This is a genomic window from Kribbella sp. NPDC050470 (assembly GCF_044458365.1).
GTDB lineage: Bacteria > Actinomycetota > Actinomycetes > Propionibacteriales > Kribbellaceae > Kribbella.
Genome location: NZ_JBITHV010000005.1, coordinates 350,627 through 375,192, shown reverse-complemented (window position 1 = coordinate 375,192; position 24,566 = coordinate 350,627). Strand labels below are relative to the sequence as shown.

At 68.9% G+C, this 24,566-nt stretch carries 27 protein-coding genes; 15 read left to right on the top strand and 12 right to left on the bottom strand.

Annotated features, from left to right (window positions below; genetic code table 11):
* Positions 1–3 precede the first annotated feature (3 nt).
* The 5 genes from ACIBGM_RS17005 (at position 4) to ACIBGM_RS16985 (ending at position 5,326) form a co-directional block, all read left to right on the top strand.
* The gene (locus ACIBGM_RS17005; protein WP_396386112.1) at positions 4–534 is read left to right on the top strand and encodes a hypothetical protein; all 531 of its coding nucleotides are present in this window, start codon (positions 4–6) and stop codon (positions 532–534) included.
* 234 nt (positions 535–768) lie between these two features.
* On the top strand, positions 769–2,196 hold the full coding sequence (locus ACIBGM_RS17000) for a GntP family permease (protein ID WP_396386111.1): 1,428 nt from the start codon (positions 769–771) through the stop codon (positions 2,194–2,196).
* 31 nt (positions 2,197–2,227) lie between these two features.
* On the top strand, positions 2,228–3,478 hold the full coding sequence (locus ACIBGM_RS16995; RefSeq protein ID WP_396386110.1) for a CaiB/BaiF CoA transferase family protein: 1,251 nt from the start codon (positions 2,228–2,230) through the stop codon (positions 3,476–3,478).
* Entirely contained in the window at positions 3,475–4,374 is a 900-nt protein-coding gene (locus tag ACIBGM_RS16990) for a hypothetical protein (protein ID WP_396386109.1), read from the top strand. Before ACIBGM_RS16995 ends, ACIBGM_RS16990 begins: the two co-directional genes overlap by 4 nt.
* 163 nt (positions 4,375–4,537) lie before the next feature.
* The gene (locus tag ACIBGM_RS16985; RefSeq protein ID WP_360534193.1) at positions 4,538–5,326 is read left to right on the top strand and encodes an IclR family transcriptional regulator; all 789 of its coding nucleotides are present in this window, start codon (positions 4,538–4,540) and stop codon (positions 5,324–5,326) included.
* A 335-nt stretch (positions 5,327–5,661) separates the two neighbouring features.
* On the opposite strand, the gene ACIBGM_RS16980 is transcribed toward ACIBGM_RS16985, so the two are convergent.
* Positions 5,662–6,546, bottom strand: coding sequence for a hypothetical protein (locus ACIBGM_RS16980; protein WP_396386108.1), 885 nt, complete (start codon positions 6,544–6,546; stop codon positions 5,662–5,664).
* 242 nt (positions 6,547–6,788) lie between these two features.
* On the opposite strand from ACIBGM_RS16980, the gene ACIBGM_RS16975 reads away from it, so the two are divergent.
* Positions 6,789–7,271 (top strand): GNAT family N-acetyltransferase, encoded by a 483-nt coding sequence (locus tag ACIBGM_RS16975; protein WP_396386107.1) that lies wholly within the window; start codon positions 6,789–6,791, stop codon positions 7,269–7,271.
* Here the strand turns inward: ACIBGM_RS16975 and ACIBGM_RS16970 are convergent.
* Both ACIBGM_RS16970 and ACIBGM_RS16965 read right to left on the bottom strand, forming a co-directional pair.
* Positions 7,264–8,637 carry a neutral zinc metallopeptidase gene (locus ACIBGM_RS16970; RefSeq protein WP_396386106.1) on the bottom strand — a complete coding sequence of 458 codons (1,374 nt, stop codon included), beginning with the start codon at positions 8,635–8,637 and terminating at the stop codon, positions 7,264–7,266. The genes ACIBGM_RS16975 and ACIBGM_RS16970 overlap by 8 nt on opposite strands.
* Positions 8,638–8,667: 30 nt before the next feature.
* Entirely contained in the window at positions 8,668–9,861 is a 1,194-nt protein-coding gene (locus ACIBGM_RS16965) for a neutral zinc metallopeptidase (protein WP_396386104.1), read from the bottom strand.
* 210 nt (positions 9,862–10,071) lie between these two features.
* Here ACIBGM_RS16965 and ACIBGM_RS16960 point away from each other — a divergent pair, with 210 nt between their 5' ends.
* The 4 genes from ACIBGM_RS16960 to ACIBGM_RS16945 all read left to right on the top strand — a co-directional run bounded on the left by ACIBGM_RS16960 (position 10,072) and on the right by ACIBGM_RS16945 (position 13,170).
* Positions 10,072–10,815, top strand: coding sequence for a methyltransferase domain-containing protein (locus ACIBGM_RS16960; protein ID WP_360534203.1), 744 nt, complete (start codon positions 10,072–10,074; stop codon positions 10,813–10,815).
* A gap of 117 nt (positions 10,816–10,932) precedes the next feature.
* A complete protein-coding gene (locus ACIBGM_RS16955; RefSeq protein ID WP_360534205.1) occupies positions 10,933–11,355 on the top strand; it encodes a hypothetical protein in 423 nt (140 codons plus the stop codon).
* A 97-nt stretch (positions 11,356–11,452) separates the two neighbouring features.
* Positions 11,453–12,010, top strand: coding sequence for a TetR/AcrR family transcriptional regulator (locus ACIBGM_RS16950; RefSeq protein WP_396386103.1), 558 nt, complete (start codon positions 11,453–11,455; stop codon positions 12,008–12,010).
* A complete protein-coding gene (locus tag ACIBGM_RS16945; RefSeq protein WP_396386101.1) occupies positions 12,007–13,170 on the top strand; it encodes an FAD-dependent oxidoreductase in 1,164 nt (387 codons plus the stop codon). Before ACIBGM_RS16950 ends, ACIBGM_RS16945 begins: the two co-directional genes overlap by 4 nt.
* Here ACIBGM_RS16945 and ACIBGM_RS16940 read toward each other — a convergent pair.
* Entirely contained in the window at positions 13,163–13,660 is a 498-nt protein-coding gene (locus ACIBGM_RS16940; RefSeq protein WP_360534211.1) for a class E sortase, read from the bottom strand. The genes ACIBGM_RS16945 and ACIBGM_RS16940 overlap by 8 nt on opposite strands.
* Here ACIBGM_RS16940 and ACIBGM_RS16935 point away from each other — a divergent pair.
* On the top strand, positions 13,659–13,907 hold the full coding sequence (locus tag ACIBGM_RS16935) for a hypothetical protein (protein ID WP_396386100.1): 249 nt from the start codon (positions 13,659–13,661) through the stop codon (positions 13,905–13,907). The genes ACIBGM_RS16940 and ACIBGM_RS16935 overlap by 2 nt on opposite strands.
* Before the next feature lie 30 nt (positions 13,908–13,937).
* On the opposite strand, the gene ACIBGM_RS16930 is transcribed toward ACIBGM_RS16935, so the two are convergent.
* From ACIBGM_RS16930 to ACIBGM_RS16900, 7 genes are all read right to left on the bottom strand, one after another.
* Positions 13,938–14,483 (bottom strand): molybdenum cofactor biosysynthesis protein, encoded by a 546-nt coding sequence (locus tag ACIBGM_RS16930; protein ID WP_396386098.1) that lies wholly within the window; start codon positions 14,481–14,483, stop codon positions 13,938–13,940.
* A 5-nt stretch (positions 14,484–14,488) separates the two neighbouring features.
* On the bottom strand, positions 14,489–15,238 hold the full coding sequence (locus tag ACIBGM_RS16925) for a phosphotransferase (protein ID WP_396386097.1): 750 nt from the start codon (positions 15,236–15,238) through the stop codon (positions 14,489–14,491).
* Entirely contained in the window at positions 15,219–16,235 is a 1,017-nt protein-coding gene (locus ACIBGM_RS16920; RefSeq protein WP_360534220.1) for a LacI family DNA-binding transcriptional regulator, read from the bottom strand. The genes ACIBGM_RS16925 and ACIBGM_RS16920 overlap by 20 nt, the downstream gene beginning before the upstream one ends.
* Before the next feature lie 29 nt (positions 16,236–16,264).
* Positions 16,265–17,140, bottom strand: coding sequence for a carbohydrate ABC transporter permease (locus tag ACIBGM_RS16915; RefSeq protein ID WP_396386095.1), 876 nt, complete (start codon positions 17,138–17,140; stop codon positions 16,265–16,267).
* A complete protein-coding gene (locus ACIBGM_RS16910) occupies positions 17,137–18,090 on the bottom strand; it encodes an ABC transporter permease subunit (protein WP_360534224.1) in 954 nt (317 codons plus the stop codon). Before ACIBGM_RS16910 ends, ACIBGM_RS16915 begins: the two co-directional genes overlap by 4 nt.
* A gap of 3 nt (positions 18,091–18,093) precedes the next feature.
* On the bottom strand, positions 18,094–19,728 hold the full coding sequence (locus ACIBGM_RS16905; RefSeq protein WP_360534226.1) for a sugar ABC transporter substrate-binding protein: 1,635 nt from the start codon (positions 19,726–19,728) through the stop codon (positions 18,094–18,096).
* 209 nt (positions 19,729–19,937) lie between these two features.
* A complete protein-coding gene (locus ACIBGM_RS16900) occupies positions 19,938–20,789 on the bottom strand; it encodes a hypothetical protein (protein ID WP_396386094.1) in 852 nt (283 codons plus the stop codon).
* Between the two features lie 199 nt (positions 20,790–20,988).
* Between ACIBGM_RS16900 and ACIBGM_RS16895 the strand changes: the two genes are divergently transcribed.
* From ACIBGM_RS16895 to ACIBGM_RS16880, 4 genes are read left to right on the top strand one after another with little or no spacing between them, the layout of a single operon-like run.
* Entirely contained in the window at positions 20,989–21,987 is a 999-nt protein-coding gene (locus ACIBGM_RS16895) for a TerC family protein (protein WP_360534230.1), read from the top strand.
* Positions 21,988–22,000: 13 nt separating this feature from the next.
* Positions 22,001–22,927 (top strand): hypothetical protein, encoded by a 927-nt coding sequence (locus tag ACIBGM_RS16890; RefSeq protein WP_396386093.1) that lies wholly within the window; start codon positions 22,001–22,003, stop codon positions 22,925–22,927.
* 52 nt (positions 22,928–22,979) lie between these two features.
* Positions 22,980–23,291: a PadR family transcriptional regulator gene (locus ACIBGM_RS16885; RefSeq protein ID WP_360534234.1), complete on the top strand. Its 312-nt coding sequence runs from the start codon at positions 22,980–22,982 to the stop codon at positions 23,289–23,291.
* Positions 23,288–23,989, top strand: coding sequence for a hypothetical protein (locus ACIBGM_RS16880; RefSeq protein ID WP_360534236.1), 702 nt, complete (start codon positions 23,288–23,290; stop codon positions 23,987–23,989). The genes ACIBGM_RS16885 and ACIBGM_RS16880 overlap by 4 nt, the downstream gene beginning before the upstream one ends.
* Here the strand turns inward: ACIBGM_RS16880 and ACIBGM_RS16875 are convergent.
* Positions 23,952–24,503 (bottom strand): TetR/AcrR family transcriptional regulator, encoded by a 552-nt coding sequence (locus ACIBGM_RS16875; protein ID WP_360534238.1) that lies wholly within the window; start codon positions 24,501–24,503, stop codon positions 23,952–23,954. The two genes, ACIBGM_RS16880 and ACIBGM_RS16875, sit on opposite strands and share 38 nt — an antisense overlap.
* Positions 24,504–24,566 lie beyond the last annotated feature (63 nt).

Genomic DNA, 24,566 nt, shown 5'->3' with positions numbered 1-24,566 from the left:
TACATGAGTACGAAGACTGAGAGTGAGCGGGTGCGGGGCTGGCTGACCGGGCGGCTGCCGGGCGAGTGGTTCGAGGGTGAGCCGGAGCTGTCCATCGACCGGGACGAGATCCTGATCGTCGGGCGGATTCCGGCGCCCGAGCAGAAGGCCGACGTCAGCGCCGCCGAGCGGTCCGCGGCCGAGGAAGGCCGGATCAAGCAGTACCGCGAGGACACCCGCGAGCGGCGGATCGAGATCGCCCGCGAACTCGAGCACGCCACCCGGCGCAAGGTCGCCTGGGGCGTCCGCTGCGGCGACACCAAGACGATCTTCACGTCCCTGTCCGCGCCGGTGATGACGCGACTGCGCCAGCCCGAACGCCAGGTCCTCGACACCCTCGTCGACGCCGGCGTCGCCCGCTCCCGCAGCGACGCCCTCGGCTGGTGCGTCAAACTCGTCGCCCAGCACAGCGAAACCTGGCTCTCCGACCTCCGCGAAGCCATGACCAAGGTAGAAGACGTCCGCCGCGCAGGCCCCGACACCGCGGAGGACTGACCGACCACCCTTTCCCTCACAACTCAGACTCCAAGGGCGTCACAACTGAGAGGTTGATCACGCCCAGTTACGGCCGTCGCACCTACGGGAGCGGCGGCCGTAGCTGTTGCTTCGGGGGATTCTCATGAAGGTAGTGGCGTCGACATCTTGCCTACTTCGTGGGTCTATGTTCACATTATGGGTAGTTGAAAGCCCCACCTGTCCCCAGCTGCCCGTTCTGAAGGACGTCCGCTCATGACTTCTGATGTCGGAGTACTGATCAACAAAGCGATCGCGATCCTCGCGATCGTGGTTCTCATCGTCCGGTTCCGGGTGAACCCGGTGATCTCCCTCGTGGTCGGCTCGCTGTACCTCGGCCTGGTCAGCAAGCTCGGCCTCGACAAGACCGTCGAGACCATCACCAAAGGCTTCGGCGACATCATGGCCGAGGTCGGCCTGCTGATCGCCTTCGGCGTCCTGATGGGCTCGATCCTGCAGGAACTCGGCGCGATCGAGCGCGTGGTCAAGCACCTGCTCAAACTGTTCGGCCCGAAACGCCTCCCGTACTCGATGGCGCTGACCATCGCGACCATGCTGCAGTCGATCTACCTCGACGTGCTGCTGGTCATCTCCGCGCCGCTGGCCCGTTCGGCGGCCCGCCGGATCGGCCCGCTCGGCCGTGCCCGGATGGCCACCGCGCTGGCGATCGGCCTGGAGTGCGGCATCGTGCTGATGGTTCCCGGCGTCGGCGCGCTGGCGCTGGCCGCGCTGCTGAAGGTCCCGCTCGGCAAGATGCTGATCTGGGGTCTGGTGCTGATCATCCCGACCGTGCTGATCGCGATCACGATCATGACCTTCCTGTTCCGCCGCGGCTTCTGGAACGAGGCCGTCGACGAGCAGCAGGATGTCCTGACCGAGACCGCCGAGGTGAAGGACACCGTGACGGTCGGCGGCGGCTCGGGCGAGAGCTCGTCCGACGTACGACGTACCGGATCGGCCGGTGGTGCTGGTGACGCCGCCGACGTGGACGAGAGCGGGCAACCGCCGCTGTTCGTGCTGTTCGTGCCGATGCTGACCGCACTGCTGCTGATCGGCTTCGGCGCGATCGCCGAGGCCGCGAACTGGGAGAACAAGATCGTCGCGCTGGTCTCGGACCCGGTGGTCGCGCTGCTGGTCGGCCTGATCGGGACGTGCCTGATCGGCCGGTACGCGATGGGCCAGCCGCGGGTGGAGAAGGCGATCGCCCGCGGGTTCAAGGAGAGCGGCCAGATCCTGATCCTCACCGCGGTCGGCGGTTCGCTCGCCGCCGTGGTCGCGGCCGGCGGACTCGGCGACATCCTGCGCGAGTACTTCAGCGCCAGCACGGTGGCCCCGCTGCTGCTGGTCTGGGTGATGGCCGCCGCCCTGCACGTCGCGGTCGGCTCGGTGACCATCTCCGCCATCACGGCCGCCGGCATCCTCGCCCCGATCGCCCCGGCGCTCGGCCTCGACCCGGTCCTGATCGCGCTGGCGGCCGGCTCCGGCTCGCTGTTCGCGGTCCACGTCACCAGCAACACCTTCTGGCTGCTGCAGTCGCTGATGGGCCAGACCACCCGCGGCACGCTGAAAAGCTGCACGATCGGCGTCTCGGTCGCCTCGGTGGTCGCCATTGTCCTGCTGATGCCTCTGAGCCTCCTGTTCTGAATCACAACCCAACCTCTGGAGAGCTACTGCTATGACCACGAGCGAGTCGCCGGCGCCACTGGCCGGTGTCCGGGTCCTCGAGCTCGGCAACTACATCGCCGCGCCCACCGCGGGCCGCCTGCTGGCGGACTTCGGCGCGGAGGTGATCAAGGTCGAGCGCCCCGGCACCGGCGACGAGCTCCGCAACTGGCGGCTGTACGCCGGGACCACGTCGCTGCTCTACCGGACGATCAACCGCAACAAGCAGTCGATCGAGCTGGACCTGCGCAGCGAGTTCGGCCGCCGTACGGTGATCGACCTGGTCCGGCAGTGCGACGTCGTGCTGGAGAACTTCCGTCCCGGCACGCTCGAGGCCTGGGGCATCGGTCCCGACGTCCTGAGCGCGGCGAACCCGGAGCTGGTGCTGACCCGGATCTCCGCGTTCGGGCAGACCGGCCCGATGTCGGACCGACCCGGGTTCGCGGCGGTCGCCGAGGCGCACGGCGGCTTCCGCGAGCTGGTCGGGCACCCGGACCGGCCGCCGGCCCGGGTCGGGATCTCGATCGGCGACTCGATCGCGGGCCTGTACGCCGGTTTCGGCTCGGTGATGGCGTTGTTCCAGCGCGACGTACGCCGTACCGCCGGACTGCCGCCGGCGCCGCTGGCCGAGCGCGTCATCGACGTGGCGCTGAACGAGTCGATGCTGTCGATGATGGAGTCGCTGATCCCCGACTACGAGGCGTACGACGTCCTGCGCGAGCGGATCGGCGGCCGGATGGAAGGGATCGCGCCGTCGAACGCGTACCTGTGCCAGGACGGCGACAGCATCATCGTGGCCGGCAACGGCGACCGGATCTTCCAGCGGCTGATGACACTGATCGGCCGGGCCGATCTCGCCGCCGACGCCGAGCTGCGCTCGAACGCGGGCCGGTGGGCGCGGCGGGACGAGCTGGACGAGGCGATCGGCGCCTGGACGGCCGGCCGCTCTGCCGCGACCGCGATCGTGGAGCTGGAGCAGGCCGGCGTCCCGTGCGGACCGATTTACACCGCGCGGGAGATCAGCCGGGACGAGCAGTACGCCGCTCGCGCGATGATCCAGCGCTTCGACGTGTCCAACGGCGCGGAGGTGCTGAAGGACGTCGGCTTCCCGGGCGTCGTACCGGTGATCGGTGGGCAGTCGCTGCCGATCCGGAGCCTCGGGCCCGAGCTGGGTGAGCACACCGAGCAGGTCCTCGGGAAGCTGCTCGGATTGAGTCCGGCCGAGATCCAGCGCGGGATGCGGGATCTCGAGGAGGCGTCATGACGACGGTGCTGCGGGATGTGACGTTGCGGGACGGACTGCAGCTCACCGGGAAACCGTTGCCTACGGCTCGTAAGGTCGAGTTGATCAGGTCCCTGCTGGCGCTGGGGGTTCCGGCGCTCGAGATCGGCTCGATGGCCCGGCCGGACCTGGTGCCCCCGATGGCCGACACGCTCGACGTGATCCGGTCGCTGACCCCGGCGGAGCTGGAGAAGTGCTGGATCTGGGTCGCGACGCCGCGGCACGTCTCGCGGGCGGCCGAGGCCGGGGCGCGCAACTTTCAGTACTGCCTGTCGGCGTCGGACAAGCACAACCGGGCGAACATCGGGCGCTCCACGGCGGACAGCCTCGCCGCGCTGCCGTCGGCGGTGGAGCTGGCCGGCTCGGGCTCGGTGCAACTGTGCATCGCGACGGCGTTCACCTGCCCGTTCGAGGGTGAGGTACCGGTGGAGCGGGTGCTGGACATCGTGCTCGACCACCGGGCCGACGGCACGAGTGACGTCGTACTGTGCGACACCCTTGGCCAGGCGATTCCGTCACAGGTCTACGACCTGGTCAGCCGTACGGCGCAGATCGACGACCGCCCGATCGTGTACCACGGCCACGACACGTGGGGCCTCGGCGTGGCGAACAGCCTGGCCGCGATCGACGCCGGTGCGACGACCGTCGACGGCTCTCTTGGTGGTCTGGGCGGATGCCCGTTCGCGCCGGGCGCGGCCGGGAACACGTCCACCGAGGATCTTGTGTTCGCGCTTCGGCCGGACTGGCTGACGCCGGCCAAGTTCAGTGAGCTCGTCGGGCTCGGGCGCGATCTGCTGGCCGACCTCGACGAACCGAACCGGTCCCGGTCCGCCCAGGGGGCCGGCGCCAGCACCACGACCTTTCCCTGGGCGTCATGAACCACCCGCCCCACCCGCCCCTGCGGCCGGAAGCCGGGGGCCGGCGCCGGCTGGTGGTCGTCCCCCGGCCCGGCCTCCTCTCCCGGGTCGGGGGACCCCGTCCGGAAGGTGGTGGTGAGACATGATCGAGGGTTCGCAACCAGGTGTCGCCTACGCTGAGTCCATGGCGTCAGCGGATCCGGTGGGTGGGAGTGGGCAGCCGCTTCTGGTGTTGGGGAAGATCGGGGAGATCCTGGATGCGTTCTCGCTCGATCGGCCCTCGCTGACCCTCGGCGAGATCCGGGACGCGACCGGTTTCCCGACGTCGACCGTGCAGCGGCTGGTCACGAACATGGTGTCGCTCGGGTTCCTGGACCGCCAGGGTGACCAGGTGCGGGTCGGCGTCAAGATGGCGTACTGGGCGGCGCCGGCGGTCAAGGGAGTCGACGTACTCGATCTGGTTGTGCCGGTGCTCAAGCAGTTGCGCGACGCGACCGGTGAGACGGCCGCGTTCTTCCGGGCCGAGCAGGGGCATCGGGTGTGTGTGGCGCTCGCCGAGACGCATCACGCGCTCCGTCGCGAGATGCATGTCGGCAAGATCATGCCGCTGCACGCCGGGTCGGCCAGCCGCGTCCTGCTCGCGTGGGACGACTCGCTGGCGCAGACGGTACTGTCGCAACCGCTCGGGCCGATCACCGACAGCACGATCACCAGCGCCGACGAGTTGGCCGCAGTCATCAAGCAGACCCGCGCCGACGGCTACGCGATCACCATCGGCGAACGCGAACAGGGCGCCTCCGGCCTCTCCGCCCCCGTCTTCAAGGCGAACGGCGAACTGGCCGGCTGCATCACCATCAGCGGCCCCACCATCCGCATCCCCCTCGACCGCTGCCTCGAGTGGCTCGACCTCCTCGTCGAATCCGCCGAACACGCCACCCGCCTCCTAGGCGGCCGCTTCCCCACCACCATCTGACCCACGAAGATCCACGGGGTTCCCGGCGACCAGAACAAGACCGGATAACCCCGCGTGTTGTGCCTTCTCCCCTCGCACACCACCAGAGAACCCCCAACACCAGCAGACAACCTCCCCCGACCGACTCCTCCGCGCGTGCCCGGACCTGCACGCCGCTCACCACGCACCTGCTCCTGCTTTCGCTCGGTCGGTGCGGACCGGCTGTTTGCCGAGCTCGCTGTCCGGCCACAACCCCCACACTCGCTGCGCTCACGGGCTACACGATCCAATTGCTTTCTGGTCCTGCGACGCGCACGCCCCGCGTGGGGAGCGGGGCGTGCGATCTCTGGTTGTTGTCAGCGTTGGTTGCCTTGCCAGTTGCCCTCGGGGGTGGTGCCATTGGGCCAGCCGGACTGGGGGGCGCCGTGGGTTGCCGGGTGTTGCTCTTGCGGCGGCGGGTAGTTGCCCTGGTCGTACCCACCCTGCTGGTAGCCGGCCTGGTCGTTGCCGGCCTGTTGGTAGCTGCCCTGCTCGTAGGCACCGTTCGCCCCGGCACCATTGGCCATCGTGTGGTCGGGTTGCGGCTTGAGTTGGCTGCGGTCGAAGAGGTTGTTCAGTGTCCGGCCCGCCATCTCACGACCGCCGAGCCCGAAGGCCAGCCCCATCGCCAACGCAGCGCCCGCGAGCACGATGAGCAGCGTGTTGCCAGTGAGCTGTACGGCGATGCCGAGCTGGGTCAGCGCGGCGAAGGCGGCGTACACGAGGATCGCGTACTTGCCGACCTTGGCCAGCGTCTCGTTCCCGGTCGCGCCCCGGATGATCGCGGCCAGGAAGTTCGCGAACAACGCGGCCAGGCAGATGATCACGATCGCGGCGAAGATCCGCGGGATGTAGCCGAGCATGTCGCTCATGAACGCCGAGATCTCGGGCACCCCGAGGGCCGAGGCGAACATCGTGAAGCTGATCAGGAACACGAACCAGAACACGACCTTGCCCAGCATCGCCGAAGCGGTCAGCCCCGTGCCGGACCGCTGCAGGACGCCGGACACGCCGGCTCGTTCCATCCACTGGTCGAACCCGACCTTGCCGAGCAGCTTCCCGACGAGCTTGCCGAGCACCTTGGCGACGAAGTAGCCGACCACCAGGATGACGAGGCCGCCGAGGAGATTCGGGACGAACCCGAGAAGCTTGCCGAAGGCATCTTCGAAGGGTTGCGTGAAGTCGATCGCGAGCGCAGACATCGAAACTTCCTTCCGGACAGGCCCGCATCCGCTGCCGCGCCACACTGCACACGACCCCGGCACGGGCGGATGCAGTGGTGTCCAGTATTCCCCGTGCCCCGCGCCGTGCACCCCAAACGGTTGTCTCAGGCATGTAAAACCTCGGCCGCAACGAAAAGTGTTTGCATAAGGCAACACCGTCGAGCCGCTATGCCCGTTACCCCACGGGGTGAACCGGTCAAGCCGGTTGAGATGCTGGGGCCATGACCGCCGAGATGTCTGCCCAGTCCGACCCCGACGTGCTGATCCGCCGAGCCACCGCCGACGACGTGGCCGGGATCGTCGCGATGATCGCCGACGACCAACTCGGCGCGACCCGCGAGTCGGCCGACGACCTCACGCCGTACCTGCGCGCCTTCGAGGCGATCGACGCCGACCCGAACCAGGTCCTCGTCGTCGCCGACCGCGCCGGCGAGCTGGTCGGCACCCTCCAGCTCACGATCATCCCCGGCCTGTCCCGCCGCGGCTCCAGCCGCGGCCTCGTCGAAGCCGTCCGGGTGGCAGCCTCCGCCCGCGGCTCAGGCCTGGGTACGACGCTCATGGACTGGGCCGTCCAGGAGTCCCGCAACCGCGGCTGCACCCTGGTCCAGCTCACCTCCGACAAAGCCCGCACCGACGCCCACCGCTTCTACACCCGCCTGGGCTTCACCAACTCCCACGAGGGCTTCAAACTCAAACTCAGCTGACCTTCTTCGCGGCGGCTGTGTAGGTGTTGCAGGCGGCGGTGGCGGTGGATTTGAACGCGGGGTCGGCCCAGAGCCACTGGTTCTTGCGGGAGCCGTGGTCCCGGATCTTCTTCGGGTTGTACTCGTCGCCGCTGTGCTGGGTCTGCCACTCCCACATCTCGAGCTTCTCGCCGGACAGGCCCATCGACTTCTTGTTCGCGCCGAGGAACAGGGCGCCCAGGCAGGTCGCCTGGAGCTCGGTACGGCGGGACCACTCGAGCTTCTCCGCCTGCGTCTTGGCCCAGCCCTTCCGCGACCAGGCCGCGTTGAGGATGTGCGTCAGTTCCTGCACGTGGTGGCCGTACTCGTGCGCCATCGTGTCCATCATCCAGACCCGGGCGGCGAGCGGGTCCTCCTTGTAGTTCTTCAGGTCGTCCTGCCAGTCGATGGCGATGGTGTGGTCGTTCGGGCAGTAGTACGCCGTCTCCGCCTCACCGGTGCACGTGGACGCGGGCGCCTGCTTGCTCTGCAGCACGACCTTCGGCGGCACGAACTCGTACCCGGCCTTCGTCACCACCGGCGCCCACGCCTTGTTCAGGCAGGGCAGGAGCGCCTTGTAGTAGTTCAGGATCGCGGACTGGCTGTTCGGCTTGACCGCGGGCTCCTTGCAGTTCACGGACGCGACCTTGCCCACCGTGTACAGCTTGTTCTTCCGGAGCCGATCGAGGTCCGGCACCGGCGTGACAGTGACCGTGACGGTCGGGTCGGCGGGAACGGGCAACGGCGCCTCGGTCTTCTTGACCGAAGGCCGAGCCATCGGGCTGTCGACCGAGTCGTAGGAGTTGATCAACTGGAACCCCGCGACCGTGCCGCCGGTGAGCAGCACCAGCGTGAGCGCGGACAGCCCGGCGATCACCGCCTTCGACTGCTGGCGGACCGGTCCGGTCGGCAGCGGCTCGTTGGAGTACTGCCCGCCGACCCCCGAGTACGGCGAGTGCCAGCCGACCCGCCGGGATCCGCCGACCCGGCGGGTCCCGGTCAGCGGGGTGACCGGGGCGCCGGCCAGCGGCGCGGGCGGGGGTGCTCCGTAACCGGGCTCGGCATCGGGGTCGACCGGGAGCGGTCGAGCCATCTTCCGCAGCGTCGGGTCGATGGGTCCGAGGGTGCGGGCCTTGCCGAGGTTGAGCGACTGCTTGCGCTCCGCCGCACGGGCCAGGTCGCCTTCGGTGAGGATGTCGCCGGCGCCACCGGGCATGAAGTGTCCGGGCTTCGGCGAGCCGGACCTCGCCGTACTCGGACCGGTCAACGCGGCGCCCCGGCCTGGATCGGGCGCTGCTCCCTGGCCGGCCGGGGCCGATGGATCAGTGTCCGGGTGCTCCTCAGGCATCGCTCGTCCCCATCGTTTGTACCCTGTCCGTCAGCCGACCTTGGCGGATGCTGCCACGAAAGTGTTGCAGGTGCCGGGATCGGTGCTCGCAAAGCCCTGGTTCATCCACAGCGCGAGACTCCTGGCGGACCCGTGGTCGCGGACCTTGTCCTCGGAGTTCTCGTCGCCGCCGTTCCGGATCAGCCAGGTCCACTGGGTCATCAGCTCGCCGCGCAGCGGGAAGCTCGCCTTGGCCGCACCGAAGAACGCGGCCGAGAAGCAGTTCGCCTGCAGCGCTTGGCGCCGGTCCATCTCCAACCGGGCCGCCTCGGTCGGCGCGGTGTCGCGGAGGTTGGCGGTGGCGTCGAAGATGCCGGTGAGGTTCTGCAGGTGAGCGCCGTACGCGAAGCCGAGCGACTGGGCCATGTCGGCCCGGGTCGTCGCCTTGCGCTGCGAGTAGGTCTCGGTCAGCTCCTGCCACGGCATCGTGACGCTGCCGCCCTGCTCGTCGGCGCAGTACGACGCGACCTCCTTCTGGACGCCGCACGCGGTCTCCTGGCCGTCGTCGAACACGATCAGCCGCGGCGAGCGGAAGGTGAACCCGGCCTGGGTCACCAGCGGCTTCCACGCGTTGTCCATGCAGGCGATCAGGGCCTGGTAGTACGAGCGGACGTTCTCCTTCGACGTCGGCCGGTACGCGGGCTCGGCACACTTCACCGTGGCCAGCGGGCCGGTGGAGTAGAACGGGTTCTCCCGCTGCACCTTGACGTCCGGCGTCGGCTCGGTCTCCGGGGTCGGCGTCGGCACGCCGGACGGGTGGAAGGACGGTGTGACCAGCGGGGTGGAGACGAAGTCGTCGTACGACGAAAGCAGTTTCGCGCCGAGCGCGACCCCGCCTCCGACGAGCACGAGGGCGAGGACCACGATCCCGGCGATCAGCACCTTCGACTGCTTCTTGGGGGCGAACGGGATCGGGTCGGGGTGGTAGACCTCCCGGTACGCCGCGGCCGCCGCGTCATCCGGCGGCGGCGGACCGAACCGCGTGCCGGACAGCTGCACCGACCGCCGCGACTCCAGCCGCGACCCGGACAGCTGCGGCGGCCCGGCCGGGGCGCCGGCCCCGAGACGTGGCGTCGGCGCGGCCAGTGGGGCCGATCCCGGCGTGGATCCACCGTTCGTCGAGTCGTCCGTGCCCGCGCCTCCGGGCAGGAAATGGCCAGGCTTGGGCGCCGGCTTGTCCGCCATTCTTCCCCGCTTCTCCCCAGTACCGGACGTGGCCGGTCCCACCCACTCAGGTCCCTTCAGCGCCCAGGGACCCCCTCCCGAAACGCCCGCAAGATGCTAAGCCCTACCCCCCACCCCCCGATACCGCCTTGCCACTATTGACATCGTTTCGCGACCACCCGCCAGAAAATCCCCGGCGCGGCCGAACCGGACCGGGTTACGCTGCGGCGCGTGGTGGAGTTGAAGCAGGAGAGGTATCCGCGGGCCGGTGGGTATGACGTGGCGTGGGTGCTGGATGGGGACATGGGGCCGCATCCGTTGTGGTTGCTGGAGGACCTGGCCACGGATCTGGAGTTGCGGCCGGGGATGCGGGTGCTGGATCTGGGGTGCGGGAAGGGCGCCACGTCGGTGTTCCTGGCCAAGGAGTACGGCGTTCAGGTCTGGGCGGCCGATCTGTGGGTCGAGCCGACGGAGATCGCGGCGTACGTCGGGACGCAGCAGGTCGACGGGATCGTGCCGGTGAAGGTGGAGGCGCACGCGTTGCCGTTCGCGCACGGGTTCTTCGACGCGATCGTCTGCATCGACGCCTACGAGTACTTCGGCACCGCCGACGGCTACCTGGCCTACATCACCCAGTTCCTCAAGCCCGGCGGGCAGTTCGGCGTCGCCACCCCGGCGCTGCGCACCGAGATCCGCGACCTCGGGCACATCCCGGACCACATCAAGAAGCTGGTCGGCTGGGAGGCGCTCGCCTGGCACACGGCCGACTGGTGGCGGTTCCAGTGGGAGATCACCGAGCTCGTCGAGGTCACCGCGGCCCGGCTCCAGGAGTCCGGCTGGGAGGACTGGATGGCCTGGGCGCAGGCCGTCTCCGAGCATCAGGGTGCTCGCGACGGCGCGCTCGACATGCTCGAGGCCGACCAGGGCGAGCACCTGACCTTCGCGATGCTGGCGGCGCGCAAACCCGCAGCCTGACTGTTGCCCGTACACCCCGGTAGGACATGCTGGGGACATGAACGAGCGAAGCGAGTTCATCGTTGAGCACAGTGCGATTTGTGCCTCATCCGCGCCCGGAGCGAAGCGAGGACGTGGATGAGCTGGGCTGTGTACGCGATGCGAGGGCCAGGAGGCGTACGCCGCCTCGACGACATTCCGGACGGGTACGAGCCACCGTCGGTCGGCACATCCGAGGACGTGGTGGCGAAGGTCCGTGAGGTCGTCCCGGACGTGGACGCGAGAAAGCCGTCCTGGCTCGCGCTGCGCAGCGACGAGTTCGACGTCGAGATGACGATCGGCAAGGGCGTCGAGGTCCGCGACATCACGTTCTACCTGAACGACGGCCCGCGCTCGATCCCGATCGTGATGGAGATCAGCCGGGTGCTCGGCGTCACGCCGTACGACACCGAGTCCGGCGACTTCCTCACCGAGCAGTCCCGGCCGCCGGTGCCGCCGCCGCTGACCGAGGACGAGATCAAGGCCAACAAGCCGAAGTGGTGGAAGTTCGGCCGCAAGTAACACACCCCCGGTGTTGCCCGGTCCTGAAAGCCTGGCCTAGAATCAGGGCGATCGTACAGGACGACTGTTCAGGGCGATTGCCCAGGGGGTGGGACCGATGACGTCTCCAGCCGCTGTCCGCGGGCAGGAGGTGCGGCACCGACTGCTGACCGCGGCGGCAGAACTGATCCCGGAGCGCGGCTGGTCCGCGGTGAGCACCCGGATCCTGGCCGACCGCGCCGGCGTCACGCCGAGCGTCGTGCACTACCACTTCCCGTCGGTGCAGGCGGTGCTCACCGAGGCTGCTGTCACCACGATGCGCCAGGTGCTGGCCGCCACCGACGAGCAGCTCACCGCGGCCGGGTCGCCGGCAGAGGCCATCGATGCGATGCTCGCCTCGATCGACCAGCACTCCGGCGTCGACCCGCTGTCACTGCTGTTCGTCGAGGCCTATCTGGCCGCGACCCGCGACGAGCGCCTGCGCGAGCAACTCGCCACGCTCGTCGCGGAGTTCCGGCAGCGCGTCGGCGACTGGCTCGCGGTCCAGCAGGTCCCCGATCCGGCCGCGACCGCCGCCGTACTGGCCGCCGCCATCGACGGCATCCTCCTGCACCGCGGCCTCGGCTCGACCGGTGCAGGTACGGCGGAAGTCCTGCGCAGGCTGGTGACCTCGTGAAGGCGATCATCTGCGGAGCCGGAATCGCCGGCCTGGCCGCGGCGAACCTGCTCGCCACCCGCGGGTACGACGTGCTCGTCGTCGAACGCACCCCGAGCCCGCGCACCCAGGGCTACATGATCGACTTCTTCGGCCCCGGGTACGACGCGATCGAGGCGATGGGCCTGCTCCCAGCTCTCCAGGACGCCGGCTACAACGTCACCGAGGCCGTCCTGGTCGACGACCACGGCCGCCGTCGGGCCGGCATGAGCCTCGGCCAGTTCGCTGCAGGCAAGCTCGTCAGCGTAATGCGCCCGGACCTCGAGCAGGTACTGCGCGAGTCCCTGCCGACCGGCGTCGACCTCCGGTACGGCGTCGGCCTCGAGAGCGTGACGCCACAGGCCGACGGCGTACAGGTCGCGCTGACGGACGGGACCTCGGCGCAGGCCGATCTGTTGATAGGTGCCGACGGCATCCATTCCACCGTCCGGCGGCTGATCTTCGGGCCGGAGTCGTCGTACCTGCGCTATCTCGGCTTCCACACCGCGGCCTACACCTTCGACGCCCCGGACATCCACGCGGCGGTCAACGGGCGGTTCGTGCTGACCGACACGATCGGCAGCCAGTTCGGGTTCTACGGCCTGCGGGACGGGCGGGTGGCCGCCTTCGCGGTGCATCGTACGGCGGATCCGTCGCTGCCGGCCGATCCGCGGGCGGCGATCCGGTCGGCGTACAGCGAGCTCGGCTGGGTCGTGCCCGAGGCGATCGAGCGGTGTCCGGCGCCTGACGAGATCTACTACGACCAGGTGGCGCAGATCGTGATGCCCGCCTGGAGCAAGGGCCGCGTGGTCCTGCTCGGCGACTCAGCACACGCCGTCTCGCTGCTGGCCGGCCAAGGCGCGTCACTCGGGATCGCCGGCGCCTACGTGCTCGCCGACCGGCTCGCCAACTGCTCGTCGATCGAGACAGCGCTGGCCGAGTACGAGGAGCTCTGGCGGCCAGAAGCCGAAGCCAGACAGCGCGCGGGTCGCCGGGCCGCGCACTGGTTCCTCCCGGGCTCGCAGTTCGCGTTGATCGCCCGCCGCCTGGCGCTGCACCTGTTGCGGCTTCCGTTGCTGAGCCGCCTGGCCCCGACCGCGGTAGCCGGCAAGCCGACGACGCTGGTCCAGTCGCTCAGCTGATCCGGCGGGTCGAGACCAGGACGCCGATCTTGTTGATCCGGTGCTCGGGGTTGCCAAGCTCGTCGCTCCAGTAGTTGCCGGCCGCGTGGTCCTCGGGAGTGGCGCAGGTCGAGAGCGTGATCATCGCCTGGGTCGGCTTGACGCCAGGCCGGCCGGGGACGGCCGCGTTCTGCTGCGCCTTCTCGGCGGGTTGACGGAAGGAGATCGTCATCGTCCGGTTGATCACGTAGTCGTAGACGACGCCGCCCGCGGTCACCAGGACGTGGTCGCCGTTGTCGAGCTCGGGCACCCGCCCGAACGGGCGGCCGTGCGTCGTCCGGTGCGCGGTGATGATGTAGTTGCCGACATCGCCAGGCCCGACGCCACCAGCGTCACCGCGCGGGCTGGCCGCGACGCCGCGGTCCTGGATCACGGTGCCTGGGCGGTCGTCCGCCGTGCCTGCGTACGGCATCACCCGAAGTCGCCGCACGTTGATCGCCGGGATCGACATGCTGGCGACAGCCGAGTTCGTGGCCGTCGCGGTCGGGCTGGGTTTGCGCGTCGGCGTTGGACTGGTCGGCGTTGGACTGGTCCGCGTTGGGCTGCTCGTCGTACTCGGAGCAGCACTCGGTGTGCCGGGGCTGGGCGTCACTCGACTGGACGTCTCGCCGGACGGGCCTGCCACATCAGCACACCCGACCAGTCCAGCCGCCGCCACCACCGCACCAACCATCCACCGCCTCACCTCTCGACGGTAGCTCGACCCACCGAAAGCCGCCCGAAACCGGTCAGTCGTCGAACACTGTGAGCACGGCCGGCCCGAGCCGCAGTACGCCGGAGGTCAAGGGTGTCGTGCGGATGCCGCCGTGCCTGCGGAGCCCTTTGAACGCGCCAGGAGCCAGGACGGTGTCCATCCACGCACACGGGTTCGCCGGCCGATTGGCCTGGAACTCGACCGCCCCGGCGCCGGAGTCCAGACTGAACCGACGGCCCGCGATCCGCGCGCCATCGAGCGAGCGGTGAGCTGCGAGGCCATCCAGCGGATAGCCGCGCAGCGCGATGTTGCGGCGAAGCAGCAGCGGATCCGGTACGGCGGGGAGCTCGAGCGTCACCGCGAGGTCGTCCAGCACGGCCGCGTCGAAGAACGTGACCGCCGCGTTGCGGTGCACCGTCTGGCCGAAGTAGCGGTCGCCGACGATGCCCAGGCCGGCGCGGACCTCGACCTCCGAGCGCCCCACCGGCTCCGGGTCCGGTCGCGGGCCGTCCTGCGGCCGCCCCTCGAACGCGTGCACCGCCGACACCATCAAGGCGACGATCTCCACTGGCACGGACATGCGGATCACCCCCAGGTGAGTGGGTCCAGGAGGCGGTAGAACTCCAGCCGCCGCTGATCAGGATCCGGTACGCCGTACGCGCTCAGGAACGGCTGAGGGTCCGCCGACCACTCGTCCTGCAACTGGATCGTGATGAGGGCGAGATCGGAGTAGCGGTCCGTGACGCCGAGCCGGCCGACGTCGATCAGCCCGGTGACCTCCAGCGTGACCGGGTCGAAGAAGACGTTGGGCAGGTACGCGTCGCCGTGACACACGGCAAGGTCGGAGACCGACTCGATATAGGGGCTCTCAGCAACTATTCGGTTCAGCAGCTCGGCCGGGTCCAGCGCCCGCCACTCGTCGGTGAGGAAATCCGGGTTCACCGCGCCCCGCCGTACGACGTCCGCCGCCGCCGCGACCACCGTCGCGAGCGGCCGCTCGAAGGGGCACTCGGGCAGCGAGTGCAGCTCACGCAGCGTCGACCCGAGGCTGCGCATCGCCTTGAAATGCGTGGCCTCGGGCAGGTCCGTCCCTGCGACGCCAGGCACGGCCGTCGTGATCAGACAGGCGCCGTCAGGCGACTCGAGCCAGTCCGCGACCGTTGCCCCCGGCACATTCGTGCCGGCGAGCCACTCGACCCGGTCCCGTTCGTCCCGCAACGCAGTGACACCGGAGACCGCGCAGCACTTGGCGAAGACGTCACCCCGCCGGAAGACCGAGTCGTCGGACTCCCCGATCGTCACCGGTTCCCAGTCGTCATCCCTCAGCCGGAACACGGGACGAGTCTCGCACGATCAGCTGCCAGGGGAAATCGAAGACCTCGCCGTCGGCCCCCTCGCGATCGGTCAGCCGGCCGACGATGATCCGCGCCAGCGCCTCGTTGAACCCGACCGGCCCGACCGTGGACAGCGACGGGTCCAGGTGCTCGCCCTCCGGCGTGTTCCCGACCCCGACGACCGCAAGATCCCCGGGTACGTCGAGCCGCAGCCGATGGGCCGCCCGGACGGCAGCGATCGCCGCGAAGTCCGTCGTGCAGTAGATCGCGGTCGGGCGGTCCGGTTTGGTGAGCAACGCCATCGCGGCCCGGTACGCACCTTCCGGGTGCCGCTCGAAGATCTCGATGTCCTCGGACCGGATCGACCGGCCCGCGTTCCGCATCGTGTTGACGTAGGCGTCGTACCGGGCGAATCCCGACGTACGCGAGGTCAGGGCGCCGACGCGGTCGTGGTGCTCGATCAGGTGCTCCACGGCCAGGTGACAGCGCGGCTCCGCGCCGGAACGGATCACGTCGAAACCGCGCGGCTCGAGCGTCTCGCTGAAGGCGACGATCTGCACGCCTCGGGCCGCGAACGTCTCGAGCTCGGCGATCTGGTCGGGGTCCGGGTTGACGCTGTCGATGAAGATCACGTCCGGCGTCCGGTTCGACAGCACGGTCCGCCAGTCGCCGTCGGCCACGATCAGCGCCGTCTTGCCGAGCGGGCTGACCGCCTGGCTGACGGTCTCCGCGACGGCCTGCGACCACGGGTCCGCGAGCACGCTGAGCGACAGCAGCACGAGATCGGACTTGCCGGTGCGGATCGCGCGCGCCGCGTCGTTGCGCCGGTAGCCGAGCTTGGCCGCCGCCTCGCGGACCCGGTCCGCGGTCGATTCCTTGATCGTGTGGCTGCGATGCCGGCCGGACAGCACGTAGGACACGGTCGCGACCGATACTCCGGCCTCGGCCGCGACCATCCGCAGCGTCGGCCGGTCAGCGGCCACAGGTCGTTGCCCCATCGACATGTGATTGATTCTTGCAGAAATGTTCAACCCTTGACGGCGCCCGTGATGACGCCCTTGGTGAAGTGGCGTTGGAGGAACGGGTAGACGAGGGCGATCGGCACCAGGGCGACCACGACGACGGCCATCTGCAGCGACTGTGGTTGCGGCAGAGGTTCCACGCCGAGCTGGTCGGCGGACAGCGACTTGCCCTGCAGCACGTACGTTCGCAGGATCACCTGGACCGGCCACTTCGACGTGTCGTTCAGGTACAGCAGCGCGTTGAAGAACGCGTTCCAGAACCCGACCGCGTAGAACAGCCCGACCACCGCGATCACCGCCTTCGACAGCGGCATCACGATCCGCCGCAGGATGGTGAAGTCACTCGCCCCGTCGATCCGCGCACTCTCCAGCAGCTCACCGGGCACGTTCATGAAGAACGTCCGCAGTACGACGAAGTTGAACGCGCCGAGCGCCCCCGGCAGGATCAGCGACCACAGGCTGTCGAGCAGCCCGAGTTGCTTGACCACCAGGAACATCGGGATGATCCCGGGCGCGAACAGCAGGGTGAACAGCACCATCAGCAGCACCGGCCGGCCGAACAGCACCGGCCGCGACGTGGCGTACGCCAGCGCGATCGTGACCGCGAGCGCGATCACCGTACCGACGACCGTGACGAAGATGCTGACCATGATCGCCCGGCCCATCAACCCGCCGCTGAACAACGTGTCGTAGGCCTTCAGCGTCGGGTGCGACGGCCACAGCACGTACCCGCCGGCGTCGATGATGTCCTGGTCGCTGGCCAGCGACGTCGAGATCACCACCATGATCGGGATCACGATCACCAGCGCGAAGCCGCCGAGGACGACGGCCTTGATCGTCTGGTACAGCGGGGACGGGTTCTCTTTCCAAATCGGTCTCATGAGCGCCTCTGGAAGATTCCGGGCTCACCGAGCCGGTGCGCCAGCGAGTTCGCGCCCCACAGCAGCAGCGCGCCGAGCACGCCCTTCGCGAGGCCGGCCGCGGCTCCACTGCTCCAGTCGCCGCCGACGACGCCCGCGTAATAGGTGAAGGTGTCCAGTACTTCGGCCGCGCCCGGACCGACCGAGTCGCGCTGCAGGATGAACTGCTCGAACCCGACGCTCAGGATGTCGCCGATCCGCAGGATCAGCAGCAGCACGATGACCGTCCGCATCGACGGCAGCGTGATGTGCCAGAGCCGCCGCCAGCGCCCGGCGCCGTCGGCCGCCGCGGCCTCGTACAGCGAGACGTCGACCGCGGTCAGCGCGGCCAGGAAGATGATCATCGCCCAGCCGGCGTCCTTCCAGATCAGCTGCGCGACCACCAGCAGCGGGAAGGTGTCCGGGTTCGTCATGAACGGGATCGGGTCCAGCCCGGCCTGCCGGAGCAGGTTGTTGACGAACCCGGCCCCGCCGAGCGACTGCTGGAACAGCGTGATCACCAGCACCCAGGACAGGAAGTGCGGCAGGTAGGCGATGGTCTGGAACCAGCGCCGCAGCCGGTTGCTGACCAGGGAGTCGACGATCAGCGCGAGCGCGAGCGGAACCGGGAAGAACAGCACCAGCTGCACGCCGGCCAGGATCAGCGTGTTCCGCAACGCGTCCCAGAAGTCCGGGTTGCCGTACAGGTTGACGAAGTTCTGCAGGCCGTTCCACTCGCTGTGCATGATGCCGAGGTACGGCTGGAAGTCCTGGAACGCGACCACGTTGCCGATCACCGGCAGGTAGAAGAACACCAGCAGGAACAGCACGCCGGGGATCATCAGCAGCACCATCTGCCAGTCCCGCCGCCACCGCACCGCGAGCGGCAGGCCGGTCTTGGCCTGCCGCCGGGTGACTGCTTTCTTCAGCATCCGTCAGGACCCCGTGACCGGGACGCTCGACGGCAGCACCGCCTCGAACTCGCCGCGCATCTTGTCGCCGCCGCCGGACTTCCAGCGCTTGAGGGCTTCGTCGTACGCCGAGATCTTCTGCCGGCCGGTGACGATGTCGACGATGGTGTCGCGGAAGCCCGCGGTCAGCTTCGGGCCGACCTTGCTGCTGGTGTCGGAGTAGGTGCCCGCGGTCGGGTTGCGCATCGCGAACTCGAGCAGCTTCTGCTCGGTGGCGTAGATCTTCTTGGTGTCCTCGGGGAACGCCGGGTTGAAGATCACGCTCTCCGGCGCGGTCATGATCTGCAGCGCGCTGACCAGTCCGGGCGCCTGCTGGGTGCCGGACTTCGTCAGCACCGGGTTCTTCTTCGCGTCCAGCTCGTACTGCTGGCCGGCGACGCCGAAGTTCTTCTGCAGGTACTCCTTGGTGCCGAACGGCGCGGACAGGTAGTCGACCAGCGCGAGCAGCTCGCGGATCCGGCCCTCGTCGGTCTTCTTGAACGGCGTGAACCCGACCGTACCGTAGCCCATGTCGTAGATCGGCTTGGCCTTGCCGTCGTGGCCGAACGGGATCAGCGTGTCGACGAACAGCGTCGGGTCGAGCGCCCGGAAGTCGGCGGTCGCCCGCGGGCCGACGGTGACCTGCGCGGCGATCTGGCCGTTCACGGTCTTCGGGGTGGCGTCGGCCAGGTTCAGGTCGGGGTAGAAGACCTTGGCCGCCCAGAGCTTGGCGGCGTACTCGACCGCGGCCCGGTAGTTGTCGGTCTCGTACAGGTGGGTGAGCGAGCGGTCCTGGTTCACCCGCCAGCCGTTCGGGGCGCCGAACCACTCGCCGAACATGTGCAGCATGTTGATGATCGCCGGCTCGAGCGCGTAGTTCGTGCCGTTCGACAACTCCTTGCACTTGGCAAAGAACTCGTCCGCGCTGCTGCTCTGCAGGCCGCCGACCTTCTGCCAGGTCCGCGGGTTGCCCATCATCACCTGGCCGAACGGCGTCGACGGGATCGGCGCGCCCCAGATCTTCCCGTTCACCACCGCGGTCCGCCAGGAGGCCGGCTTCAGCGCGGCCAGGTTCGGGTATTCCAGGACGGCGTCACCGGACAGGTACTTGGTCAGGTCCTGGAACTTGGCCTCCAGCATCGGGCCGATGTTCGGGATGCCCTGGTTCGGCGGCAGCCACATCAGGTCCGGCAGCGAGTCGCTGGCCAGCAGCGTGGCGAACTTCTCCGGGTAGCCCGGGTCGGTGCCGATGGTGAGCCGGAGTTCGGCGCCGAGCGCCTGGTTCAGCGACTGCCACATCGGGTTGCTGCCCATCGGCGGCGGCGGGGTCGCGAACGTCTCGGTCAGCGCGCTCACCGCGTTCTTCAGCGGCGGCGCCTTCACACTCGAGATCGCGTCCGGCGGGAACTGCAGGAACCCGGGCTCCAGGCCGGACTCGGCGCCCGCCAGGTCGGGCCGCAGGCCCTCGAACGGCTTGTACGTCGGCAGGGTCAGCTCACTCGATGCCTTCGCCCCACCGTTCGCCGCGCCGCCGTCACCGCACGCGGCCAGCGTGGGTCCGGCCAGCATGGCGCCGGTCACGGCACCGCCAACCTGCAGAAATCGCCGCCGACTGATCATAGTTGCTCCAAGTCATGAACAAGTGCTCACTACTGCACACTTAAACGTTAACCCGGACCGTAAACCGCTCCGCGCCCCGGATGCAAGGCGTGAGTCCAAAAAACGGTGTTCGTCCCACAAGAAGGCGGCCGCGGGGTACGACTCCCGCGGCCGCCGGCCGGACACCAGGTCTCGCGACCCGGTGGAGCTATTTCAGGAACAGGTGTGGGTCAGCACCGCACGATCAGGCTGGTGAGGGCGGTGCAGGTGCGGCTCGCCCGGTCGTTCGCCGCATTCGGGTCGGTCGGCGAACTCGCCGTACGCTGCGCCGTCGCGACCAGCGCTCCGAGCGTGAGCAGGCCGGCGTCGGCCGAGAACGTCCGGGTCACGGTCGCCCCGCTTGCGAGCGCTGGAATGTCGCAGTTGACCGTCCGCGTCGTACCCACGCGGGTGCAGCCCGACGAACCGGCGTACACCAGGCCGGCCGGGTAGGCGCCGACCACCCGGACGCCGGTGGCGTCACTGGGCCCGTTGTTCTTCACGGTCACCGTGTAGGTGATCCGGGAGACGAGCAGGGTGCGGACCGACGCGCTCAGCGACACCGCGATATCGGCGTCGGCCGGCGCGGGCGGCAGGATCGTCAGCACCGGACCGTCGAAGGTCTCGAACGCGTAGTTCTCGCCGATGAACTGGTGCTGCAGCGTCACCGGCCCGGCCGGCGCGGTGTCCTTGACCCGCAAGGTGAACACCACGGTCCGGGTCTCGCCGGGCGCCATGTCACCGAAGCCCCCGCGGATGCTGCCACCGAGGATGTCGCAGGCGAACGCGCCCGGGCACGACACCAGGTCGACCAGCCCCGGGAGCGACGTCTCCTTGCCGTACAGGCCGGCCTTCGCGCCGGTCACCGTGAAGTCCCGGTCGTTGTGCAGCGTCTGGGTGACCGTGAAGGTCTCGCCCGGACGCGCCGACGTCGGACTGAGCTCGATCGCACTCGACGGCGGCGCCGCCGTCGCAAGTTGTGGCACGGCCACCAGGCCGGCTCCGGCCACCGCTGTCACCAGCGCAGCACGCAGCAGTCTCAAGGCATGCATCGTCAAGCCCCCCACCCCAGATTCAGACTTCCCCCACACCCGCTGAACGCAGGTGAGACGAGTATGGACCGGCCGGCCACCCGGCACAACTACTCAGCGTGCCGAGAGTTTGCGAGCGGCAACAGCCTGGACTTGGCCCGGCCCGGTACCGTCGGTGGCGAGATGGTTGCCCTCAACAACCGGAGGACACGTGCTCGAGATCACCGGCCTGACCTGGGCTGTCACGATCGGCCTGATCGTCGCGCTGCTGGCGGTGGACCTGGTCGTCGCCGCGTTCCGCCCGCACCGGGTCGGGTTCAAGGAGGCGGCCGCCTGGTCGGTCTTCTACGTGCTGGTGGCGGTCGGGTTCGGGATCTGGTTCATGTCCGCGCACGGCGGTGACTTCGGCGCCGAGTACTTCGCCGGCTACATCGTCGAGAAGAGCCTGTCGGTCGACAACCTGTTCGTGTTCGTGATCATCATGACGACGTTCGCCGTCCCCGAGGAGCACCAGCACAAGGTGCTCACGTTCGGCATCGTGCTGGCGCTGGTGATGCGGGCGATCTTCATCGCGCTCGGGGCGACGCTGCTGTCACTGTTCTCGTTCATGTTTGTGGTGTTCGGTCTTCTGCTGCTGTACACGGCGGTGCAACTGTTCCGCCATCGCAACGAGGATCCCGACGTCGAGAACAACGTCGTCGTACGGTCCGCGCGCCGGGTGCTGCCGGTCAGCGACGACTACGTCGGCGGCAAGCTGTTCGCCCGGGTCGACGGCCGGAAGGTGGTCACGCCGCTGTTCGTCGTCCTGGTTGCGATCGGCGGCGTCGACCTGCTGTTCGCACTCGACTCCATCCCCGCGGTGTTCGGCGTCACCGAGGAGGCTTACATCGTCTTCGTCGCCAACGCGTTCGCGCTGCTCGGCCTGCGGGCGTTGTTCTTCCTGGTCAAGGGATTGCTGGACCGGCTCGTGTACCTGTCCGCCGGGCTGGCCGTCATCCTCGCGTTCATCGGCGTCAAGCTGATCCTGCACTGGGCGCACGTCGACATCGACGAGAGCATCCCCGAGGTCCCGACGCCGCTCAGCCTCGGCGTCATCATCACGATTCTGGTCGTCGTCGTGATCGCCAGCCTGATCAAGACCCGCAACGACCCCACCGCGAAGGCCCACGCCGGCTCGCTGCACGGCCACCGCGAGGACCCGCAGGACTGACTACGCTGGACGGATGGCAACGCTGGGACTCGTCGTCGGGGTTGCCGTCGTCGTGTGGTTCTTCTGGCCTTACGTCGGACGCCCGGAACTGCGCAGGTACTGGCGAAGCGGCGCCGCGGCGGGCTGGAAGCACGGGCGCCGCCGGCCGGTCGCACTGGTTCGCCGGCCCGGGTTCACCGCGGACCTGCCGCCCTGGATCGAGCCGCTGCCCACCTTCGGTCGTGACACGCAAGCGGAGCTCAGGTACACCACGGAGCGGGAGGCGGCCGACGCCGAACTGCTCGATGAGTACGCGCTGACGATCGGCCATCCGTTGGTGCTTGTTCCTGGTGGAGCAAGGATTCTTGCGCGTCGGCGAGCCGCGGCCCGGCAGCGCTACGCGGCACGCGCGGACGCGGCGGAGCAGCAGTACCGCCCCGTGCACGACGTGCTGACTGCACGCGACCAGGAGCAGCGCGACAAGCTCGAGCGGCAACGCCAGGAGGTCGAAGCGTTGCGGGCCGAGCAGAACCGGCTGGCGCATTCACTCGCCGAGCAGGCGAACTGGGCGTACGACGTCAGCCGGGAGGCGAAGCGCGTCGTCATCCGGATCCGGCGGACGTCTGATGGTCGGCTGACCGCGGATGCGTTGGCCCGCGAGCTGGAGCCGGTGTGGCGGGAGGCGGGCATGATCGACGGTCCGGCGATCCCGGGCTTGGGGGTCAAGGGGTACCTGCTGGCATCCACCAAAGGCCTCGGCGGACCGACGACCAGACTGCTGTGGGAGGACGGCGTACAGGAGTCTGTCCGGGCGGCGACGGCCGGGATGCCCTTCACCGAATGGTGGTTGCTGGCCACGGGCTACCGACTGCTGGACGGCTACGACCTCGAACGGCACATCGAGAAGAAGACCCGCACCCACCATTTCCCGTACAGCACCGGCTACACCACCGGCTTCTGAACCCGTCACCAGCTTCTTGACGGATAAGTCTATATAGGTAGACATTGGGTGCATGGCACGTAGTCGCAGGCCTTCGCCGCAGACGGTTGCGGTGTTGCTGGCGCTGGCCGAGGAACCGGCGAGCTGGTCGTACGGCTACGACCTCTGCCGGGCGGTCGATCTGAAGGCCGGCACGGTGTACCCGATCCTGATCCGGCTGGCCGAGCGCGGCCAGCTCGACACGACCTGGGAGCAACAGCCACCGCCCGGCCGCCCGCCGCGGCACCTGTACCGCCTCTCCGCGAGTGGAGCCGAGCTCGTGGCATCACTGCACCGCACACCGAAGCGGGCTGTCGCGCCCCGTCCGATCGGCCAGGAAGGATGAACCCCGCCGCGGCTGTCTTGCTGACCCTCTGGCTGCTCGCCGCTGCGGTTGTCGTCCACCAGGTAGCCAGAGTTGCCCACGGCATCGATCTCCCTGCCCGGTTGCTGGCCTTGGCAACGGCCGGTCAGCGCGGGCAGCAGGCGCAGTGGGGTACGGCGATGCGCGCCGAGCTGGCCTGTATCGACGACCCGCGGGAACGCCGCCGCTTCGCGGTCAGCTGCGCGCTGACCGCCGTACGGCTCGACCGTCGTGCACTGCTGGTCGCGACCGCGTCGTTCGTTGCCTTCGGCATCACGACGTTGGTCGCGTCGCGGGTGATGCTCGCCGGCGACCGGACCGGGGTCCTGGCGGTGCTGTTCGGCGTACCGCAGTTGCTCTTCTTCGGCATCGCTCTCACCGCGGCCCGGGTGACACGATCCTTCCGGACGGGGCTCGAGTACGGCGTGAGCGCGCTGCTTGCGTCACTGGCCGGCGTCCTCGTGATCGCCGTACCCGAGTCGTTGCGCTGGTACCACGAAGCCGGCGTCTGGATCCTGGACGGCGACTCCCCCGTCGGCGGTATACCTGGCTCCACGGCGGCGATGCAGGATGCGTTGCAGGGCCTGACGTTCTTCTACCTCCTGTTCACCGCGCCGTGGCCGCTGCTCGGGGCGGGGTTGGTCAGAGTTGGCGTTGGATCATCTCGATCAGGGCCTTGACGTCGGGCTCGACCATGGGGCGGCCGGTCATCCCCATGCGGTGCAGGAGGGTGCCGATGACGACGTCGATGACGAACAGGACGCGCTGCTCCGATTCGCCGAGCGCCTCTTGGAGCACGGACTTGTAGGGGTCCTGCAGCTGGGTGGACAGGATCTCGCGCAGGTCGGGATCGCTGATCGCGTCGGTGAACACGCCGGCGAAGGCTGCGGCGACGCCGGGCTCGCCGATCTTGGCAGCGCCGTACCGGATCGCCTTCGCCATCACGTCGTCCCGAGTGTCGCCCGGCTCCAGCGGCAGCGGGCCGAAGGTGTCGACGAGGCAGGCGGTGATCAGGGCGCCCTTCGTCGGCCAGCGCCGGTAGATCGTCGTCTTCGCGACGCCCACGGCCGCGGCGATCCGGTCGACGGTGGCGCGCGTGTAGCCGAGCTCGTGCACCGTGCGCAGGGTCGCCGCGAAGACCTCGGCGTCGACACTCGAGCGCGGGCGGCCGGGTGATCTGGTGGACGTGGACATGGTCATACCTTAGCGAGTTATGCTACTTTCGGTATCGATACTTCTGGTAGCGAAATCTCGTGA

Coding starts and splice junctions, on each gene's coding strand:
- ACIBGM_RS17005 (WP_396386112.1), top strand. CDS start 4: ATGAGTACGAAGACTGAGAGTGAGCGGGTGCGGGGCTGGCTGACCGGG.
- ACIBGM_RS17000 (WP_396386111.1), top strand. CDS start 769: ATGACTTCTGATGTCGGAGTACTGATCAACAAAGCGATCGCGATCCTC.
- ACIBGM_RS16995 (WP_396386110.1), top strand. CDS start 2,228: ATGACCACGAGCGAGTCGCCGGCGCCACTGGCCGGTGTCCGGGTCCTC.
- ACIBGM_RS16990 (WP_396386109.1), top strand. CDS start 3,475: ATGACGACGGTGCTGCGGGATGTGACGTTGCGGGACGGACTGCAGCTC.
- ACIBGM_RS16985 (WP_360534193.1), top strand. CDS start 4,538: ATGGCGTCAGCGGATCCGGTGGGTGGGAGTGGGCAGCCGCTTCTGGTG.
- ACIBGM_RS16980 (WP_396386108.1), bottom strand. CDS start 6,546: ATGTCTGCGCTCGCGATCGACTTCACGCAACCCTTCGAAGATGCCTTC.
- ACIBGM_RS16975 (WP_396386107.1), top strand. CDS start 6,789: ATGACCGCCGAGATGTCTGCCCAGTCCGACCCCGACGTGCTGATCCGC.
- ACIBGM_RS16970 (WP_396386106.1), bottom strand. CDS start 8,637: ATGCCTGAGGAGCACCCGGACACTGATCCATCGGCCCCGGCCGGCCAG.
- ACIBGM_RS16965 (WP_396386104.1), bottom strand. CDS start 9,861: ATGGCGGACAAGCCGGCGCCCAAGCCTGGCCATTTCCTGCCCGGAGGC.
- ACIBGM_RS16955 (WP_360534205.1), top strand. CDS start 10,933: ATGAGCTGGGCTGTGTACGCGATGCGAGGGCCAGGAGGCGTACGCCGC.
- ACIBGM_RS16950 (WP_396386103.1), top strand. CDS start 11,453: ATGACGTCTCCAGCCGCTGTCCGCGGGCAGGAGGTGCGGCACCGACTG.
- ACIBGM_RS16935 (WP_396386100.1), top strand. CDS start 13,659: ATGCTGGCGACAGCCGAGTTCGTGGCCGTCGCGGTCGGGCTGGGTTTG.
- ACIBGM_RS16940 (WP_360534211.1), bottom strand. CDS start 13,660: ATGTCGATCCCGGCGATCAACGTGCGGCGACTTCGGGTGATGCCGTAC.
- ACIBGM_RS16930 (WP_396386098.1), bottom strand. CDS start 14,483: ATGTCCGTGCCAGTGGAGATCGTCGCCTTGATGGTGTCGGCGGTGCAC.
- ACIBGM_RS16920 (WP_360534220.1), bottom strand. CDS start 16,235: ATGGGGCAACGACCTGTGGCCGCTGACCGGCCGACGCTGCGGATGGTC.
- ACIBGM_RS16915 (WP_396386095.1), bottom strand. CDS start 17,140: ATGAGACCGATTTGGAAAGAGAACCCGTCCCCGCTGTACCAGACGATC.
- ACIBGM_RS16910 (WP_360534224.1), bottom strand. CDS start 18,090: ATGCTGAAGAAAGCAGTCACCCGGCGGCAGGCCAAGACCGGCCTGCCG.
- ACIBGM_RS16905 (WP_360534226.1), bottom strand. CDS start 19,728: ATGATCAGTCGGCGGCGATTTCTGCAGGTTGGCGGTGCCGTGACCGGC.
- ACIBGM_RS16890 (WP_396386093.1), top strand. CDS start 22,001: ATGGCAACGCTGGGACTCGTCGTCGGGGTTGCCGTCGTCGTGTGGTTC.
- ACIBGM_RS16885 (WP_360534234.1), top strand. CDS start 22,980: ATGGCACGTAGTCGCAGGCCTTCGCCGCAGACGGTTGCGGTGTTGCTG.
- ACIBGM_RS16880 (WP_360534236.1), top strand. CDS start 23,288: ATGAACCCCGCCGCGGCTGTCTTGCTGACCCTCTGGCTGCTCGCCGCT.
- ACIBGM_RS16875 (WP_360534238.1), bottom strand. CDS start 24,503: ATGTCCACGTCCACCAGATCACCCGGCCGCCCGCGCTCGAGTGTCGAC.